The sequence below is a fragment of the Terriglobales bacterium genome (genome assembly GCA_035651995.1).
Classification (GTDB): domain Bacteria; phylum Acidobacteriota; class Terriglobia; order Terriglobales; family Acidobacteriaceae; genus DASRER01.
Window position 1 is genome coordinate 1 of the sequence record DASRER010000043.1, and the last position, 17,007, is coordinate 17,007.

General features: G+C 64.9%; 16 protein-coding genes. 12 read left to right on the forward strand and 4 right to left on the reverse strand.

Features of this window, described 5'->3' with window-relative positions; genetic code table 11:
• From VFA60_14500 to VFA60_14545, 10 genes are all read left to right on the forward strand, one after another.
• A partial coding sequence (locus VFA60_14500; GenBank protein HZQ93000.1) for an NADH-quinone oxidoreductase subunit H occupies positions 1–505 on the forward strand: 505 nt, incomplete at its 5' end.
• Positions 506–510: 5 nt separating this feature from the next.
• The gene (locus tag VFA60_14505; GenBank protein HZQ93001.1) at positions 511–1,011 is read left to right on the forward strand and encodes an NADH-quinone oxidoreductase subunit J; all 501 of its coding nucleotides are present in this window, start codon (positions 511–513) and stop codon (positions 1,009–1,011) included.
• 7 nt (positions 1,012–1,018) lie between these two features.
• Positions 1,019–1,324 (forward strand): NADH-quinone oxidoreductase subunit NuoK, encoded by a 306-nt coding sequence (nuoK, locus tag VFA60_14510; GenBank protein HZQ93002.1) that lies wholly within the window; start codon positions 1,019–1,021, stop codon positions 1,322–1,324.
• Between the two features lie 204 nt (positions 1,325–1,528).
• Positions 1,529–4,024, forward strand: coding sequence for an NADH-quinone oxidoreductase subunit L (nuoL, locus tag VFA60_14515; protein ID HZQ93003.1), 2,496 nt, complete (start codon positions 1,529–1,531; stop codon positions 4,022–4,024).
• A gap of 200 nt (positions 4,025–4,224) precedes the next feature.
• On the forward strand, positions 4,225–5,814 hold the full coding sequence (locus tag VFA60_14520) for an NADH-quinone oxidoreductase subunit M (protein HZQ93004.1): 1,590 nt from the start codon (positions 4,225–4,227) through the stop codon (positions 5,812–5,814).
• Positions 5,811–7,340: an NADH-quinone oxidoreductase subunit N gene (locus VFA60_14525; GenBank protein ID HZQ93005.1), complete on the forward strand. Its 1,530-nt coding sequence runs from the start codon at positions 5,811–5,813 to the stop codon at positions 7,338–7,340. The genes VFA60_14520 and VFA60_14525 overlap by 4 nt, the downstream gene beginning before the upstream one ends.
• A 124-nt stretch (positions 7,341–7,464) precedes the next feature.
• On the forward strand, positions 7,465–7,707 hold the full coding sequence (locus VFA60_14530; GenBank protein HZQ93006.1) for an AtpZ/AtpI family protein: 243 nt from the start codon (positions 7,465–7,467) through the stop codon (positions 7,705–7,707).
• Positions 7,704–8,147, forward strand: a complete 444-nt coding sequence (locus VFA60_14535; GenBank protein ID HZQ93007.1) for an ATP synthase subunit I — start codon at positions 7,704–7,706, stop codon at positions 8,145–8,147. The genes VFA60_14530 and VFA60_14535 overlap by 4 nt, the downstream gene beginning before the upstream one ends.
• Positions 8,148–8,163: 16 nt before the next feature.
• Entirely contained in the window at positions 8,164–8,895 is a 732-nt protein-coding gene (gene atpB, locus VFA60_14540) for a F0F1 ATP synthase subunit A (protein HZQ93008.1), read from the forward strand.
• 183 nt (positions 8,896–9,078) lie between these two features.
• Positions 9,079–9,390 (forward strand): ATP synthase F0 subunit C, encoded by a 312-nt coding sequence (locus VFA60_14545; GenBank protein ID HZQ93009.1) that lies wholly within the window; start codon positions 9,079–9,081, stop codon positions 9,388–9,390.
• Positions 9,391–9,419: 29 nt separating this feature from the next.
• Here VFA60_14545 and VFA60_14550 read toward each other — a convergent pair whose 3' ends face one another.
• Positions 9,420–9,770: a hypothetical protein gene (locus VFA60_14550; GenBank protein HZQ93010.1), complete on the reverse strand. Its 351-nt coding sequence runs from the start codon at positions 9,768–9,770 to the stop codon at positions 9,420–9,422.
• A gap of 300 nt (positions 9,771–10,070) precedes the next feature.
• Between VFA60_14550 and VFA60_14555 the strand changes: the two genes are divergently transcribed.
• Positions 10,071–10,985, forward strand: a complete 915-nt coding sequence (locus tag VFA60_14555; protein ID HZQ93011.1) for an ABC transporter ATP-binding protein — start codon at positions 10,071–10,073, stop codon at positions 10,983–10,985.
• Positions 10,982–11,683: a hypothetical protein gene (locus VFA60_14560; GenBank protein ID HZQ93012.1), complete on the forward strand. Its 702-nt coding sequence runs from the start codon at positions 10,982–10,984 to the stop codon at positions 11,681–11,683. The genes VFA60_14555 and VFA60_14560 overlap by 4 nt, the downstream gene beginning before the upstream one ends.
• A 97-nt stretch (positions 11,684–11,780) precedes the next feature.
• On the opposite strand, the gene VFA60_14565 is transcribed toward VFA60_14560, so the two are convergent.
• Genes VFA60_14565 through nuoL (VFA60_14575) form a run of 3 tightly spaced genes read right to left on the reverse strand, consistent with a single transcriptional unit; the run spans position 11,781 to position 17,007 of the window.
• On the reverse strand, positions 11,781–13,238 hold the full coding sequence (locus VFA60_14565) for an NADH-quinone oxidoreductase subunit N (protein ID HZQ93013.1): 1,458 nt from the start codon (positions 13,236–13,238) through the stop codon (positions 11,781–11,783).
• Positions 13,235–14,746, reverse strand: coding sequence for an NADH-quinone oxidoreductase subunit M (locus tag VFA60_14570; protein ID HZQ93014.1), 1,512 nt, complete (start codon positions 14,744–14,746; stop codon positions 13,235–13,237). The genes VFA60_14565 and VFA60_14570 overlap by 4 nt, the downstream gene beginning before the upstream one ends.
• On the reverse strand, positions 14,743–17,007 hold the full coding sequence (gene nuoL / locus VFA60_14575; GenBank protein ID HZQ93015.1) for an NADH-quinone oxidoreductase subunit L: 2,265 nt from the start codon (positions 17,005–17,007) through the stop codon (positions 14,743–14,745). The genes VFA60_14570 and nuoL (VFA60_14575) overlap by 4 nt, the downstream gene beginning before the upstream one ends.

A 17,007-nucleotide genomic window follows, 5' to 3' on the forward strand; every position in this document is an offset into this window, starting at 1 on the left:
CGAGTACAGCGGTTTCCGCTGGTCTTTATTTATGCTGGGCGAATACGCGGCCATGATCGCGGTATCGTCGGTCGCGGTGACGCTGTGGCTGGGCGGATGGTTGCGGCCGTTTCCCAATGCGCTGACCGGATCGGGATGGGAGTTCCTGTTTTCGCTGTTCCCGGCCGCGACCTTTCTTGTGCTCGCTGGCTTCGCTTTCCTCGGGGTCAGCAGGATGCCGAAGCATCCTTATTTCAAAATTCAGACCATCGGTCTGGCCGCGTTCGGCGGGGCGCTGGCGTTGATCGGGTTGGTCCTTTTTATTCCGCCGGTCCGCGATCGCATCCAGGACGTTTATTGGTTTGTGGCGAAGGTGGCGGTGTTCATGTACCTCTATATCTGGTATCGCGCCACATTTCCGCGCTACCGTTTTGACCAGCTGATGAAAGTGGGCTGGAAGGTGATGCTGCCGACTGCGATCGGTGTGCTGATCGTTACCGCGGTTGTGGGGGTCGCGCTGAAATGACACCAGTGGCCACATCTTTCTTCTTCTATTTCTTGTCAGCGCTGGCCTTGCTGGGTGGCGTGCTGGTGATCACGCGCCGCAACCCGGTGCACTCGGCGCTGGCGTTGATTCTCACCCTGCTGGCGTTGGCTGGGATCTACCTGATGCTGTACGCGCCTTTCGTGGCCGGCGTTCAGATCATTCTGTATGCCGGCGGGATCATGGTGCTGTTCCTGTTCGTGATCATGCTGGTTTCGATCGAGAAAAACGAGCGCGAGCAGCAGTTCAACCGGCAATGGCTGGTCGGGCTGCTGGCCACGGGCGTACTGGCGGCGATGTTCGTCTTTATTTATTTCCAGGGCAGCGGGATCTTCCCGCAGCGCGTGGCGCCCATGCCGGAGACGGCGAACACGCAGCAGGTCGGGATCATGCTGTACGGGAATTACCTGTTGCCGTTCGAGGTGGCGTCGCTGCTGCTGCTGGTGGCGATCGTGGGCGCGGTGGTGATGGCGAAGAAAAGGATCTAGCGAAACCATGGGCGAGATCACCATCTTGCACTATCTGGTCGTGGCGGCGGCGTTGTTCGCCATCGGGACGATTGGTGTGCTCACGCGGCGCAATGTGGTGATTGTGCTCATGTCCATCGAGCTGATCCTGAACGCGGTGAACCTGAACCTGGTGGCGTTTTCGCGGCTCTACGGGCTGCACGGGCAGGTGTTCTCGATCTTCGTGATCACCGACGCCGCGGCCGAGGCGGCCGTGGGGCTGGGAATCCTGATCGCGTTCTTCCGGAACAAAGAGACGGTGAACGTGGACGAGGTGGACCTGCTGAAGTGGTGAAACCCCTTACCGCGGATTTACGCGGATGAACGCGGATCAAGGTCAACACCGGTTCACACGAAGGACACGAAGGTTGCACGAAGGGCACGAAGGAAGGCTCGGGGCTCACGCGGAATAGCGGGGATGGCAATAGGGATCCCTCGCTGCGCTCGGGATTTTATTTTGCAAGCGGTTTTGCAGGTGCCAGCTAAGAATTAGGACTGAATGTTCTTCTTAGATTACATCTGGGTTGTGCCGCTGCTGCCGCTGTTCGGCGCGGCGGTGATGTTTTTCTTTGGGCGGCCGCTGCCTGGGCCGAGCACTGCCGGCGAGCACGGCGAGCACGATCCGCATGACGTGGCCGACGGCAGTCCGGCGGTGGCGGCCTATGACCCGCATGCCGCGCATGGGCCGGCGAACTCGCACTCCCACGCAATTTCGTCTTCTTTGGATTCGAACACCGCTGCTGGTCGCGGCCCCGGTGCGCACGGAACGTCGGCGCATGGAGGCCATGGCGAGGCGCATCCTCCGGAGCGGCTGCCGAAGGCATTCGTCAACGCGGTTTGCGTGGGCGTAGTGGTCATCGCGTTTTTGTGGTCGGTGATGGCGGTTTGGCAGTACACCGATTTCGCCGCCACCAAGCACGGCAAGCCCTTCGAGAAAATTCTCTACGTCTGGATGGGCTCCGGCGACGGCCACCTGAACTATGCGACCGCCGACGGGCGGTCGGCCGAGTTCAAGGCTGAGTGCGGGTTTCTGCTCGATCCGCTTTCTTCTATATGGCTGCTGTTCGTGACCGGGGTGGGGATGCTGATCCACATTTACTCCACCGGGTACATGGCGCACGAAGGCGGCTACTACCGCTTCTTCGGATACCTGAACCTGTTCATGTTCTCCATGCTCACGCTGATCCTGGGGAACAACTACGCCATGATGTTCGTGGGGTGGGAAGGCGTGGGCCTGTGTTCGTATCTGCTGATCGGGTTCTACTTCCTGCGGCACTCGGCCTCGACGGCGGCCAACAAGGCGTTCATCACCAACCGCGTGGGTGACGCCGGCTTCGTGCTCGGGCTGTTCAGCATCGCGTGGTACTTCGGCTCGATCCGCTTCACGACGGTGACGGAGATGGCGCGCAGCGGACAGTTCCAGGTGGGCGATCCGCTCATCACCTTCGCCACGCTGATGCTGTTCATCGGGGCGTGCGGGAAGTCGGCGCAGGTGCCGCTCTATGTGTGGCTGCCGGACGCGATGGAAGGTCCCACGCCGGTTTCGGCGCTGATCCACGCCGCGACCATGGTGACGGCGGGCGTGTACATGGTGGCGCGCTCGAATGCGCTGTTCGTGCTGGCGCCGGAAACGATGAAGATCGTGGCCATCGTGGGCGCGATCACCGCCATCTTTGCCGCCTCGATCGGCCTGGTGCAGAACGACATCAAGCGCGTGCTGGCGTACTCAACGGTCTCGCAGCTGGGATACATGTTCCTGGCGCTGGGCGTGGGCGCGTTCGCCGCGGGCGTGTTCCACGTGTTCACGCATGCGTTCTTCAAGGCGCTGCTGTTCCTCGGCTCGGGCGCGGTGATCCACGCGCTGGCTGGCCAGCAGGACATGCGCAAGATGGGCGCGCTGCGGCACAAGATCCCGATCACCTACTGGACGATGATGATCGGCACGCTGGCCATCGCCGGCATTCCGGGCCTGGCGGGCTTCTTCTCCAAGGACGAGATCCTGTGGCAGACGTGGTCGTCGCAGAACGGCGCGTTCCGCTTCCTGTGGTACATCGCGTTCGCCACCGCGCTGATGACCTCGTTCTACATGTTCCGGCTGATGTGGCTGACGTTCTTCAGCAAGTCGCGCGTGGACGCGGACGTGGAGCCGCACATCCACGAGTCGCCGCCCTCGATGACGTTCCCGCTGGTGGCGCTGGCGTTCTTCGCGATCTTCGCCGGGTATCTCGGCCTGCCGCATTCGCTGGGCGGCAGCAATCGGTTTGAGAAGTTCCTGGAGCCGGTGTTCGCGCCGGAAGCGCGCGAACTTGTCCGTACCGGTGAGGCGGCACAGCTCGCGGCAGGAAAGAAAGAAGAGGAGCACACCAGCCCGGTGGAGTACGGCCTCATGATCCTCTCGGTTGCCGCGGCGTTTGCCGGGCTTGGCATGGCGTATCGCGCATACAAGGATGCCGGGCCGGGATTCCGCGAGCCGATCGAGCGCGCGTCGCAGCCGGTGTACTCGACGCTGCTCAACAAGTACTACGTGGACGAGATTTATGACACGGCGTTCACCGGGCGGCGGCCGATTGCGGGCGACGAACGCCTGGGCGCGATGGGGCTGGGCACGGCGCTTTGGAAGTTTGACGCGAACGTGATTGACGGCGGCGTGAACGGCGCCGGCTGGATCACGAAGCTTTCCGGCACGATTTCCAATGCCTGGGACAAGTGGATCATCGATGGGCTGCTGGTGAACGGTCCGGCGCTGGTGATTCGCGGGCTGTCGTATCCCATGCGGCTGGTGCAGTGGGGCCTGGTGCAGTTCTACGCGCTGGTGATGGTGGCGGGCCTGGTCGGGCTGACGGGCTACTACTTCAACTGGTACACGCGGCGGACGCTCGAGGCGTTGGGGTATCTGGCGGCGTTCGGCGCGCTGTGCCTGGTCCTTTATCTGATTTTCCGCGCGCCCAGCGGCGCGGCGCCGGGGCAGAGGGCGAGCGCGGCGCACGGGGATTGAAAGGCAGGTTTCACGTTTCCCGTTTCACGTTTCACGAAGGCAAAGGCAAGAGCGGTTCACACGAAGGGCGCGAAGCTTGCACAAAGGCCCCGGAGGGACCGGGGAATTGAGAAATCGGGTAATCGGGTAAATGGAGCCCGCATGCTCTCTGGATAACGGGGAGCGGAGAGCGGGAAGCGGAAAGCGGGTCCAGAGAAAAAATGCAGCAACACATACTTTCGATCATTCTGTTTGTTCCGCTGGTGGGGGCGGCGCTGCTGCTGTTTGTGCCGCGCGAGAACAAGGACGCCATCCGGTGGCTGGCGAACATCTTTGCGCTGGCGGGATTCCTGGTCTCGCTGCCGCTGGCGCCGATGTTCTGGGCGGTGAAGGACCAGCCCGGCTTCAAGTTCGTGGAAGGCGCGCCGGGGAACTGGATCCCCTCGATCGGCGCCGGCTACGTGCTCGGCATCGACGGCATCAGCTTCCTGCTGATCATGCTGACGACGCTGCTGGGGTGGATCTCGATCCTCTCGTCGTGGGAGGCGATCCAGGAGCGCACCAAGGAATACTACGTGTGGTTCCTGGTGCTGCAGACGGGCATGCTCGGCGTCTTCATGGCGCTGGATTTCTTCCTCTTCTATGTGTTCTGGGAAGTGATGCTGGTGCCGATGTACCTGCTCATCGGCATCTGGGGCGGGCCGCGCAAACTTTACGCCGCCATCAAGTTTTTCCTGTACACGCTGGTGGGCTCGGTGCTGATGCTGCTCGGCATCCTTTACCTGTACTACCACCATCACAGCGTGACCGGGCAGTACACGTTCAGCATCGAAGCGCTCTACCAGACGGCGCCGCAGATCACGGGCGGCGCTGCTGTTCTCCTGTTCATTGCGTTCTTCGTCGGGTTCGCGATCAAGGTGCCGATGTTCCCGTTCCACACCTGGCTGCCCGACGCGCACGTGGAGGCGCCGACGGCGGGTTCGGTGATCCTGGCCGGCGTGCTGCTGAAGATGGGCACGTACGGGCTGATCCGCTTCTCGCTGCCGCTGTTCCCGGCGGTGGCGATGAATGCCAAGGTGCGCTTCTGGATGATCTTCCTCTCGATCGTGGGAATCATCTACGGCGCGCTGGTTTCGCTGATGCAGAAGGACATGAAGAAGCTGGTGGCGTACTCGTCGGTGAGCCACCTGGGCTTCTGCACGCTGGGAATTTTCGCGCTGAATCCGCTCGGTCTGAGCGGCTCGGTGATTCAGCAGGTCAACCACGGCATCTCGACCGGCGCGCTGTTCCTGATCGTGGGCATTCTCTACGAGCGGCGGCACACGCGCGAGATCGCCGAGTACGGCGGCATCAGCACCGTGATGCCGTGGTACGCCACGATCACGCTGATCATGTTCATGTCGTCGCTCGGGCTGCCGCTGCTGAACGGATTCATTGGCGAGTTCACCATCCTCCAAGGCGCGTTCGCGGAGCAGCGCGCGTGGGCGGCGTGGGCGGTGAGCGGCGTGGTGCTGGGCGCGGCGTACCTGCTGTGGCTGTATCAGCGCGTGTTCTTCGGACCAGTCACGAATCCCAAGAACGAAAAGCTACATGACCTGACGCCGCGCGAGCTGCTGACGTTTGCGCCGCTGGTGATTCTGGCGGTGTGGATCGGCGTGTATCCCAAGCCGCTCTTCCAGATACTGGAGCAGCCGGTGAACCAGATTGTGCGCGTGGCGCGGCCGGATTATCCGGGACTCAAGCCGGCCGTTGAGGCGCAGCGCAAGCAGGCGGCGCCGACGGCGGCTGCCGCGCAGGAGAGCGGACGTTGACCCTGACCTCGCAATTCTTCAACAGCGCGGATTACCTGCTCTCGCTGCCGGTAATCATGGTCACGATGTTCGGGTTGGGCACGCTGCTGATTGACCTGATCCTGCCGCGCGAGTGGAAGGTGGTGAACGCGTGGTCGGCGTTCGCCGGGCTCGTTTTCTCAGCGGTCGCGGTCTACAAGATCCAGCTTGCGTATCACAACACCGCGCTGCGCGGCATGGCGCCGCTGCACGTGGGCTTCATGGGCTCGTGGGCGGTGGACCCGTTCGCCATCTTCTTCTGGTATCTGTTCCTGGCGGCGGCGGCGATCACGGTGCTGATGTCGGCGCGCTACCTCGACGTGGAGAACGAGCAGCACGGCGAGTACTACGCGCTCATATTGTTCTCGGTTGCCGGCATGATGTGCATGGCCGCCGGATACGACATCATTATTCTGTTCATCGGCCTGGAGCTGATGGCCATCTCGACGTACGTGCTGGTCGGGTTTCTGCGCAACGACCGGCGGTCGAACGAAGCGGCGCTGAAGTATCTGCTGCTGGGCGCGTTTTCCAGCGGCATCTTCGCGTACGGGCTTTCGCTCTTCTACGGTCTGACCGGCTCCACGAACCTGGGACAGATTGCCGCGCGGCTGCAAGGGCAGCAGTTCGGACCGGTGCATGCGCTGGCGCTGATCACCACGGCCGCGGGACTGTTCTTCAAAATTGCGGCCGTGCCGTTCCACCAGTGGGCGCCCGACGCGTACGAAGGCGCGCCCACGGCGATCACGGGATTCATGTCGGTGGCGGGGAAGTCGGCGGCGTGGGCGCTGCTGCTGCGCATCTTCCTGAACGGGCTGAACCCGCTGCGGCCGGAGTACCTGCCGCTGGTCATCTTTGTCGCCATCGCGACCATGACGGGCGGGAACCTGGCGGCGCTGACGCAGAGCAACCTGAAGCGGCTGCTGGCGTATTCCTCGATCGCGCACGTGGGCTACATGCTGCTGGGCCTGGCGGCGGGAGACAGGGCGTCGCCGAGCGCGACCGGCGTGAAGGGCATCATCGTGTACCTGCTGGTGTACACGTTCATGAATCTGGGCGCGTTCGCGGTGATCATCTCGCTGCGGCGGCGCGACATTATCGGCGACGAGCTGGACGATATCTCAGGGCTGTTCTTCAAGGCGCCCACCGAAGCCGTGCTGATGCTGATCTTCCTGCTCTCGCTGGCGGGGATTCCGCCGCTGGCCGGCTTTTACGGGAAATACTTCATCTTCCTTGGGCTGATGGAGAGCGGACACTACGTGCTGGCGTCGCTGGCGGTGATCTACGTGGCGGTTTCGCTCTACTACTACCTGAAGATCGCCAACGCGATGTTCATGCGCGAGGCGCTCGATGCCGAGCCGGTGCGTCCGTCCCCGGGTGTGGCGGTGGCGCTGGCGGTGACGGCGCTGGCGACCGTGTACATCGGCATTTTCCCGGAGTGGTTCATCCGCGTGGCGAACTGGTCGCTGCAATTGCCGCAGACGGCGAGCGTGGCGCAGCTGGTGAAGTAGCAGCACTCAGCGTTCAGCAATCAGCATTCAGCCAGTGCACAGCCCGGCGAAAGCTGCGCGCATTTTCGCTGAAGCCGTCAGGGGCTGAGTGCTGAGTGCTCCAGCCGCGTGCTAACCTCTGCTTGTGGGCGCGCCTGAATCCAAGCAGGACAATCCAAAGCGCGAAAACCCGATGGCGCAGATTGCGCGCTACTCGGAGATCGGGTTCATTCTGCCTGCGGCGGTCCTGATCGGACTGATCTTCGGATTGCTCCTCGACAAGTGGCTGCACACGAAGTGGCTGTATCTGGCCGGACTGATCTTCGGCGCGGTGGTGGGATTCATCCAGCTCATTCGCAGCGTGACTTCCACGGACACGAAGCAATGAATGCACGCTTGGTTTCGGCGGAGGAGCGCGCGGCGGCGCAGGCGGAGTTGTTCTACGGCGGCGCGGTGGAGCGAGTGGCGCGTTTCACGCTCATCCTCGTCATCCCGGGCGCGGTTGGCGCGTTTTTGTGGAAGGGCTGGGAAGGCGCGCTGGGCGCGGCTTTGGGAGGAGCGATCTCCTGGCACAATTTCCGGGCGCTGGCGCGCGCGGTCAACGGCCTGGCTGACCGGATCACGACCGGCGCGGGCCGAGAGCGCGGCGGACGCATCGTGGCGCGCTTCCTGGGGCGCTACCTTTGGGTGGCCGCGGCGGGCTATGCTATATTCAATGTTTCCCTGGCAGGCTTCTACGGATTCATGCTCGGCCTGTGTCTGCCGGCGGCCGCCATGATGTGCGAGGCCGCGTGGGAAGCCTGGACCGCGCTGCATCGCGGAATTTAGTCAGCAACCACAGCGGATGCACGAACAACTGCCCTTTACAGAACTGCTCAACCGCCTGCTGGGCGGCCCGGTCACGGCCCTGCTGAACGCGCTCGGCATCCATCCTCATTTTCCCGAGGCGCCCATCAGCAATGCGGTCGCGATGCAGGTGCTGGTCGTCATCCTGCTCACGCTGTTCTTCATCATTGTGCGCACGCGGCTCTCGGTGGAGTCGCCCGGGGCGCTGCAGCTCACGCTGGAGTGGGTGCGCGGCTTCGTGGCCAACCAGAGCCACGAGATCATCGGACATGGTTACGAGGCCTACACCCCGTACCTGGTGACGCTTGGGCTCTACATCCTGACGTGCAACCTCATCGGACTGGTCCCGGGGTTCGAGTCGCCGACGGCGATACCCTCGGTGCCGCTCGGGTGCGCGATCCTCACCTGGTGCTACTACCACTTCCAGGGCATTCGCGCGAACGGCTTCGGCTACCTGAAGCACTTCATGGGGCCGGTGTGGTGGCTGGCGCCGCTGATGTTCCTGATCGAAGTGTGCAGCCACCTGGCGCGCATCCTCTCGCTTACCATTCGTCTCTTCGCCAACATGTTCGCGGGCGACATGGTGACGCTGGTCTTCTTTTCGCTGGTGCCGATCGGGATTCCGGTCCTGTTCATGGGCCTGCACATCGGCGTGTCGTTCATTCAGACGTACATCTTCGTGCTGCTGGCGACGGTGTATTTGTCGGAAGCGACCGCGCACGAACATTGAGAAGCAGTTCTCAGTTGTCGGTTCTCAGTTCGAGGCGATGGCCTGGTGAGTGCGGGTGGGACGGGCGTCAACTGAGAACCGGGAGCTGAGAACCGAGAACTGCAGTTCCGCGAGCGTGAGGGCGTCTGCACGAGGATGACGTCAACCACCCACTGGCGGCAATTCATACGAGGAGAGAGCAACATGAAGAAAGCAACATTCATCGTGCTGGCGGGCATGCTGCTGCTGGTGACGCCTGCGTTCGCGCAGGGCACGGCGCCGGCCGCGGCGGGCGGCACCAACTGGATCGCCATTACCTCCGGCTTCGCCATGGCGCTGGCCGTGGCGCTGGCGGCGCTGGGGCAGTCGAGGGTCGCGTCGGCGGCCTGCGAGGGCCTGGCGCGGAACCCGTCGGCGCGTCCCGGAATCCAGCTGGCGCTGATTCTGGGCCTGGCGTTCATCGAGTCGCTGGTGCTGTTCACGCTGGTGGTCATTTTTGCGAAGGTCACGGGGTAGTCTTCTGCGGACACAGGAGACGTAGCAAGCTACGTCTCTGCGGTCGTGGGTTCGTGGCCCCTGTCCGGCGTCGCCGGGCAGGGGCCTTCGTTTTGTGATGGCGCCAGGACATCCGCGAACGTGCTCAGGCCGGGCAGCGTGCCGTCGAGGTTGTCCCAGTAGAAGTCGGTCATGGCTTCGTTGTACTTCTCGCGAACGCCGTTGCGGATGGCGGTGATGCGCAGCCCCAGGTGCATGAGTTCGCGCCCGTGCGGCAGGCGGCGCAGGATGTTGGCCACGGCCACGTGGCGGGCGTGGTTGAGGCCGGTGAGGCGTCCGGAGAAAAAGAGGGTGAGGACGGGTTCGTATTTCGACTGAATGTCGCGTTCGACGTCGGTCATGGCGGCTCCAAAAGAACAGGCCGCCGGGGTGAACCCCGGCGGCCTGTACTGCGCAAAAATGATGCGCCCGGCGCAAAGCGCCGGGCGAAAGATAAGAATATAGCGCGAGCGGAGTGGTGAAGCAAGCGCCACTTGTTGTTGGAGCTGCAAAGCGCGCACGGCCTTATCGGTAGCCCTGAAGGCGGTTGCTGGCGTGCCGACGGGCGAGGGCGCCCGTCGCTACATCGTGAGAGCCAATAGCCAAGAGCGGCAGTTCCCGAAGCCGCACCCGTCCGAAGCCCCACATCTACAATACTGGCGATGGCTGCGGTGCTCGAGTTCGAGGGCATCACCAAGCACTACCGGCGGCGGGTGGGGCTGCGGCCGGAGCCGCTGGTGGCGCTCGAGGATTTCTCGTTGGCCGTCGAGCGTGGCGAAATCTTCGGCTTCCTCGGGCCGAATGGCGCCGGCAAGACCACTGCCATCCACATCGCGATGGGCTTCACGCGGCCGACGCGCGGCGCCGGCCGCATGCTGGGCCGCGCCTTTGGACATGCGCCCACGCGGGCGCGGGTGGGGTTTTTGGCCGAAAACGTGGCGCTTTATCACCGGCCGGCACGCAAGCTGGTCGCCTTCTACGGCGCACTCAACGGGATGCGCGGGCGGTTTCTGCGCGAGCGCGTGCGCCAGGTACTGGAGGAGCTGGAGCTCACCGCCGATGCCGGCCGCAATGCCGGCCGCTTTTCGCGCGGCATGCAGCAGCGCGTGGGCCTGGCGCAGGCACTGGTCAACGATCCCGAGCTGCTGATGCTCGACGAACCCACGTCGGCGCTCGATCCGCTGGGGCGCGTGGCGGTCCGCGAGCTGCTGCTGAAGGCGCGCGAGCGCGGCAAAACGGTGTTCCTCAGCTCGCACCTGCTCTCGGAGGTGGAACTCATCTGCGACCGCGTCGGCATCCTGCATCGCGGGCGGCTAGTGCGCGTGGCGAAGACCGGCGACCTGCTGGAGCGGCACGACCAGAGCGAACTGGCTGTCCGCAACGTGGCGCCGGCGATGTTTCCCGGCGCGGAGGCGAGAGACGGCGTGGTGCAGTTCACGGTGCCGCGCGCGGCACAGCGCGCCGCCATCGAGCGCGTATGGGCCGCGGGCGGCGAGATCGTGGCGGTGAACCCGGCGCGGCGCTCGCTGGAGGAAATCTTCGTCGAGATGACGTCGGAGAGCGGGAGCAACCAGTGATGCGTCCGGTTGTGCTCATTGCGGGCAACTTCCTGCGCGAGCAGCGCTGGTTCGTGCTTGTGCTGCTGGTGTGGGTGTTCGGCAGCGCGGCGTTGTTTGGCCTGGATGAGCGGCTCTCGCGTGACGATGCGCTGTTTTTCCTGCGCCAGCAGGCGGCCTACGCCGTGGCGCTGCCGGTGCTGATCGCGGCGGGCGCCATCCACCAGGAGCGGCGCTCGCGCCGCATCCTGGCGGTGCTCTCCAAAGCGGTGGAGCGCGGGCAGTACCTGGCGGGGCTGCTGCTGGGATCGGCGTCACTGGGAGTGATCGCCGCCGTCAGCGTGTGCATTGCCGGCTGGTGGATGGCGGCGCGCGTCCACTGGCCGGGTGCCCACCTGCCCGCCTATGCGCTGCTGCTGATGGCGGCGGCGGCGCTGGTGGCCAGCCTCGCGATTTTCTTCTCGACGTTTCTGCACCCGCTGCTCGCGGCGAGCGCCACGGTGATTGCCGTGGCGGCGCAGCTTGGCCTCGAGGGCGCGAGCGGTGTCGAAGCGCTGCCCGCTACGGCGCTGGTGCACGCGCTCTTTGGATTTCAGTTTCAGCCGGAGTGGCACGCGCCGTCGACCGCGGCCGGGCTTGCGCTCGGGGAAGCGCTCTTGCTCTGGCTGGCGGCGACGGCAGTGTTTGAGCGGCGCGATGTGGCGATGGCCGCCGAGTAGAAATCAGCCGTCTTCCGCAACGCGACGGTGGCGCCCACGAACTGCTTCGGTGCCGGGCCCGCATACCGCGGGCCCAGGATGCCCCTTCGATGTTTCGTTAGCGGGCAGCGAGCGAGGCCGCGCCCAGCAGGTCGCGCGCGCCTTGGGCGGCGTAGTCGAGGACGCGTCCGGGAAGCACGCCGAGGTAAATCGTGATGGCTACGCTGGCCACAACAGCGACGGCCAGCGCGGGCGAGGCGGGCGCGACCGGTTCCATGCCGGACACCGGCTCGCGCATGTACATCACGACGATCAGCCGCAGGTAGTAGTACGTCGCGACGGCGCTGTTGATCACAGCGATCAGGCCCAGCCACACCAGGTTCGCCTGGAAGGCGGCGGCGAAGGCGTAGAACTTGGCGAAGAAGCCGCCGGTGGCGGGAATTCCGATGAGCGAGAGCAGCAGGATGGTGAGCGCCGCGGCGAGCACGGGTGAGCGGCGCCCGAGGCCGGCGTAATCGTCGAGCGTGACGTAGCGCTCGCCGCGGCTCGCGAGGTGGCTGACGATGGCGAACGCGCCCACGTTCATCACCGCGTACGAGGCGGCGTAGAAGATGGCGGCGCGAATGCCGATCTCCGACCCGGTGAAGGCGACGAGCAGATAGCCGGCGTGCGCGATGGAGGAGTAGGCGAGCAGGCGCTTGACGTTCGTCTGCACCAGCGCGCCCAGGTTGCCGAGCGTCATGGAGAGCGCGGCCGAGACCCATACCAGCCAAAACCATCCCGGCATCGCCGCGCCAAAAAGCACGCGCAGCAGCACGGCGAAGGCCGCAGCTTTCGGGCCGGTGGACATGAGCGCGACCACCGGCGCGGGCGCGCCTTCGTAGACGTCGGGCGTCCAAACGTGGAACGGCGCGGAGGCGACCTTGAAGCCGAGGCCGACGAACATCAGGGCGACGGCGGCGTAAGTGAGCAGGCCCGGCGAGCCGGCGTGCAGCGCCGCGGCGATGGCGTAAACGCTGGTGGACCCGGTGGCGCCGAAGATGAGAGCAACGCCGTAGAGGAAAAATGCCGTCGCGAACGAGCCCAGCAGGAAGTACTTCAGCGACGACTCCGTGCTGGCGGCCACGCCGCGGCGGAAGCCGGCGAGGATGTAGGTGGAGATGGACGAAATCTCCAGCGCGATGAAGATCAGCACCAACTCCACTGCCGAGGACATGAGCGACATGCCTACGGCGCCGAGCAGGATAAGCCCGTAGTACTCGCCGGCACGCAGGCCGTTCACCTCGAAGTATTCAAGCGATGCCAGCGTTGCTAGCGCGGCCACGCCCGCCACCACTACGTGGAAAAAGATGCTGAAGGCGTCCACGCGCACCATGCCGAAGAACGCGGCGCCGGTGTACCCGGTCTGGTAGAAGGCGGTGGCCAGCGCAAGCAGCGAGCCGATAAGCGCCAGAATGCCGAGCGGGCGGCGGCTGGCGCTCTCGTCCATGAGCGGATCGAGCAGCATGACCATGGCGCCGAAGAAGGCGAATACCAGCTCGGGCAGGATGCGGATGTAGTCGCCGGGGGGAATCATCGGGTCACCTGGGTTGCGATCTGTGCCACGGCGTGGCGCAGCGGCTCCAGCGCGGCGCGCACCGCGGGATCGATGCCGCCGAGCCACAGGTTCGGCAGAACGCCCATCACCAGCGCCATCACAACGAGCGGAATCAGCGCCAGGCGCTCGCGTCCGACGGCGTCGGGCAGGGCAGCGTTGGCCGGATTGCGGACTTCACCGTAGAAGACGCGCTGCACCGTCCAGAGCATGTAGACAGCGCTCCAGATCACGCCGGTGGCGGCGAGCACGCCGTAGACGCCGCGCGCCTGGAAGGCGCCGCTGAGCACCAGGAATTCGCCGACGAAACCGTTCATCAGCGGCAGGCCGATGGAGGAGAGCGTGACCAGCAGAAACAGCGTGGCGTACACCGGCATGGGCGTGGCCAGGCCGCCATAGTGGCTGATCTCGTACGTGTGGCGGCGCTCGTAGAGCATGCCGGCGAGCATGAACAGCGCGCCGGTGGAGACGCCGTGGTTCAGCATCTGGTAGACGGCGCCGTCGGCGCCGGCTGCGGTGAAAGTGAAGATGCCGAGCACGACGAAGCCGAGATGGCTGACCGATGAGTAGGCGATGAGCTTCTTCAGATTCGGCTGCACCATGGCGACGAGCGCGCCGTAGATGATCCCGATGATGGCCAGCGCCACGATCCACGGCGACTGCCGCTGCGCTTCGTCGGGGAAGAACCCGAGGTTGAAGCGCAGCATGCCGTAGGTGCCCATCTTCAGGAGCACGGCGGCGAGCAGCACCGAGCCGGCGGTGGGCGCTTCGACGTGGGCGTCGGGCAGCCAGGTGTGCAGCGGGAACAGCGGCACCTTCACGGCGAACGCGACGAAGAAGCCGAGGAAGAGCCACATGATCGCGGAGGCAGACGGGGCGAGTCGTCCGGAGGCGAGCGCGGCGCGGATGACCACGAAGTCGAAGCTGCCGGTCTGCGCGTAGAGCCAGAGGATGGCGGCGAGCATGAACACAGAGGCGATCGCCGTGTAGAGGAAAAACTTCACGGCGGCGTAGATGCGGCGCTCGTGTCCGTACATGCCGATGAGCAGCGCCATCGGAATGAGCGTGGCTTCCCAGAAGAAATAAAAGAGGAACAGATCGAGCGAAACAAAGACGCCGAGCAGCGCCGACTCGAGCAGCAGCAGCAGGATGAAGAATTCCTTCACGCGATCGTGCACCGAACGCCACGAGATGAGCACGCACAGCGGCACCAGGAACGCGGTCAGGACGACGAGCCACATGGAGATGCCGTCGACGGCGACGTGGTAGTGGATGTTGGGCGAGGCGATCCACTGGCGGTCGAGCTCGAACTGGAAGCCGGCGTTGCCGCGCTCGAAGAAACGCGGCAGGTGGATCGAGAACAGGAAAGCGGCCAGCGAGACGCTCAACGCCGTCCAGCGAATGACCTGGTCGCGGCGCGGCAGCGCTGCCAGCAGCAGCGCGCCGGCGGCGGGCGCGAAGACGACGATGCTGAGGATGCTCTCGTTCATCGCACACCTGCCACGATCATGTAGACCACAACCACGGCGGCGCCGGCGGCCACCCATCCGGCGTAGGAGCGAATGTTGCCCGACTGCATGCGGCGGATGCGGCCGGAAATGCCGCGCGCGCCGCCGGCGGCTTCGTTGACGGCGGCGTCAATGGTGCTCACATCGAGCCCGCGCCACAGCAGGTCACGCGAGATGGCGTACAGCGGCCGGACAATGGCCGCGTCGTAGAGCTCGTCGATGTAGTACTTGTGCGAAAGGACGCCGTAGAGGCCGGCAAAGCGCCGGCGGAGTTGCTCGGCGAGTCCTGCCCGCCGCAGGTAGATGTGCCAGGCGAGGAGGAAGCCGGCGGCGCCGGCGAGCGTGGCGAGGAAGGTGAAGATGAGCTCGCTTGCCGCCGAGGCTTCGGGAGCGCGAGCAGCGGCCGCCTCGCCGGTTGCGAATACCGGCCCAAGAAAGCGCTCAAAGCGATTGCTGCCACCCATTGCCGCCGGTACGCCCACGTATCCGCCGATCACCGAAAGCACGGCGAGGATCACGAGCGGCGCCAGCATCACGCGCGGCGACTCGTGCACGTGTCCTTCGTGCGCGCGCCCTTCGCGGGCGGACGCTTGCTGAGCGGTCGTGGCTTGCGCGAAGTGGACGTTCACGATGGCGCGGTCCTCGGTCATCTCGCGCACTTCGGCTTCAAAGTACATCAGCCTGGCGGTGCGCAGTTCGGCGCGGATGGTGGCGCGCTCGCCGTGCTCCTCGACCTTCAGGGCGCGGGCGTCGCGCTGCATGAGTTCGGCGGTGACGGCGTCAACGTCGCGAATGGGGACGTCGACTTCCACGAGAGCGCCGTCTTTTGGCGCGACAGGCGCGACGCGAGCGGGCGGAGCGGCGTGCGCGGGCTCGGCGTGTCCCTGGCGGGCGCCGCGGAGCTCGCCGAAGAACGTGAGGAACCACAGCCGGAACATATAGAAGGAGGTGAGGCCGGCGGTGATCCAGCCGACGAGCCACAGACCGGCGCCGCCGAAGGGGCTCACTTCGGTGCGCCAGAGAATTTCGTCTTTACTGAAAAAGCCGCTGAACAGAGGCGCGCCGGCGATGGCCAGCACGCCGGCCGTCATGGTCCAGAACGTGACCGGGACCTTGGTGCGGAGCCCGCCCATGTGGCGCATGTCCTGCTCGCCGCCGAGCGCGTGGATCACCGAGCCGGCCGCGAGGAAGAGCAGCGCCTTGAAGAAGGCATGCGTCATGAGGTGGAACATGGCGGCGGAGTAGGCGGTGACGCCGCAGGCCATGACCATGTATCCCAGCTGCGAGATGGTGGAGTAGGCGAGGACGCGCTTGATGTCGTTCTGCGCCACTGCGATGGTGGCGGCGAAAAGCGCGGTGGCGGCGCCGATGCTGCCGACAACGATCAGCGCTGCGGGGGCGCGGTCGAAGATGGCGTGCGAGCGCGCGATCATGTACACGCCGGCGGTGACCATGGTGGCGGCGTGGATGAGCGCGGAAACCGGCGTGGGGCCTTCCATCGCATCGGGCAGCCAGACGTAGAGCGGAACCTGCGCGCTCTTGCCGGTGGCGCCGACGAGCAGCAGCAAGGCGATGGTGGTCAGCAGGGCAGTGGTGGCGTCGGAGGGCAGCGCGCCGATGGAGGAGAACACGCGGCCGAAATCAAGCGAGCCGAAGTGCTTGATGATCAGAAACAGCGCGATGATGAAACCGAAGTCGCCGACGCGGTTGACGATGAACGCTTTCTTGCCGGCGCCCGAGGCCGAGTCGCGGCGGAAGTAAAAGCCGATGAGCAGGTACGACGCCAGGCCCACGCCTTCCCAGCCCACAAACATCAGCAGGTAGTTGCCGGCCAGCACCAGCGTGAGCATGAAGAACATGAACAGGTTCAGATAGGAGAAGAAGCGGTAATAGCCGCCTTCTTCGGCCATGTATCCGACCGAGTACACGTGGATGAGGAAGCCGACGCCGGTCACGATGAAAAGCATGAGCAGCGAAAGCTGGTCGAGGTAGAGGGTGAATCCGGCGGAGAATGGGCCGGCGGTGATCCAGGAGCCGTAGCTTTCCACGTGCGGGATGGCGTCATGCGGGAGGCCGAAGAAGCGGATCGCGGCCCACACGGCGACAGCGAACGAAAGCGCGGTGCTCGTCAGCGCGATCGCCGACACGGCGGGCTTCGGCAAGCGGCGTCCGGCGAGGCCGTTGATGGCCGCGCCGAGGAGCGGCAGCAGCGGGATGAGCCAGAGATGGAGCGATTCGGTCAT

Coding starts and splice junctions, on each gene's coding strand:
- VFA60_14565 (HZQ93013.1), bottom strand. CDS start 13,238: ATGATTCCCCCCGGCGACTACATCCGCATCCTGCCCGAGCTGGTATTC.
- VFA60_14570 (HZQ93014.1), bottom strand. CDS start 14,746: ATGAACGAGAGCATCCTCAGCATCGTCGTCTTCGCGCCCGCCGCCGGC.
- nuoL (HZQ93015.1), bottom strand. CDS start 17,007: ATGACCGAATCGCTCCATCTCTGGCTCATCCCGCTGCTGCCGCTCCTC.
- nuoK (HZQ93002.1), top strand. CDS start 1,019: ATGGGCGAGATCACCATCTTGCACTATCTGGTCGTGGCGGCGGCGTTG.
- VFA60_14555 (HZQ93011.1), top strand. CDS start 10,071: ATGGCTGCGGTGCTCGAGTTCGAGGGCATCACCAAGCACTACCGGCGG.
- atpB (HZQ93008.1), top strand. CDS start 8,164: ATGCACGAACAACTGCCCTTTACAGAACTGCTCAACCGCCTGCTGGGC.
- VFA60_14550 (HZQ93010.1), bottom strand. CDS start 9,770: ATGACCGACGTCGAACGCGACATTCAGTCGAAATACGAACCCGTCCTC.
- VFA60_14545 (HZQ93009.1), top strand. CDS start 9,079: ATGAAGAAAGCAACATTCATCGTGCTGGCGGGCATGCTGCTGCTGGTG.
- VFA60_14535 (HZQ93007.1), top strand. CDS start 7,704: ATGAATGCACGCTTGGTTTCGGCGGAGGAGCGCGCGGCGGCGCAGGCG.
- VFA60_14520 (HZQ93004.1), top strand. CDS start 4,225: ATGCAGCAACACATACTTTCGATCATTCTGTTTGTTCCGCTGGTGGGG.
- nuoL (HZQ93003.1), top strand. CDS start 1,529: ATGTTCTTCTTAGATTACATCTGGGTTGTGCCGCTGCTGCCGCTGTTC.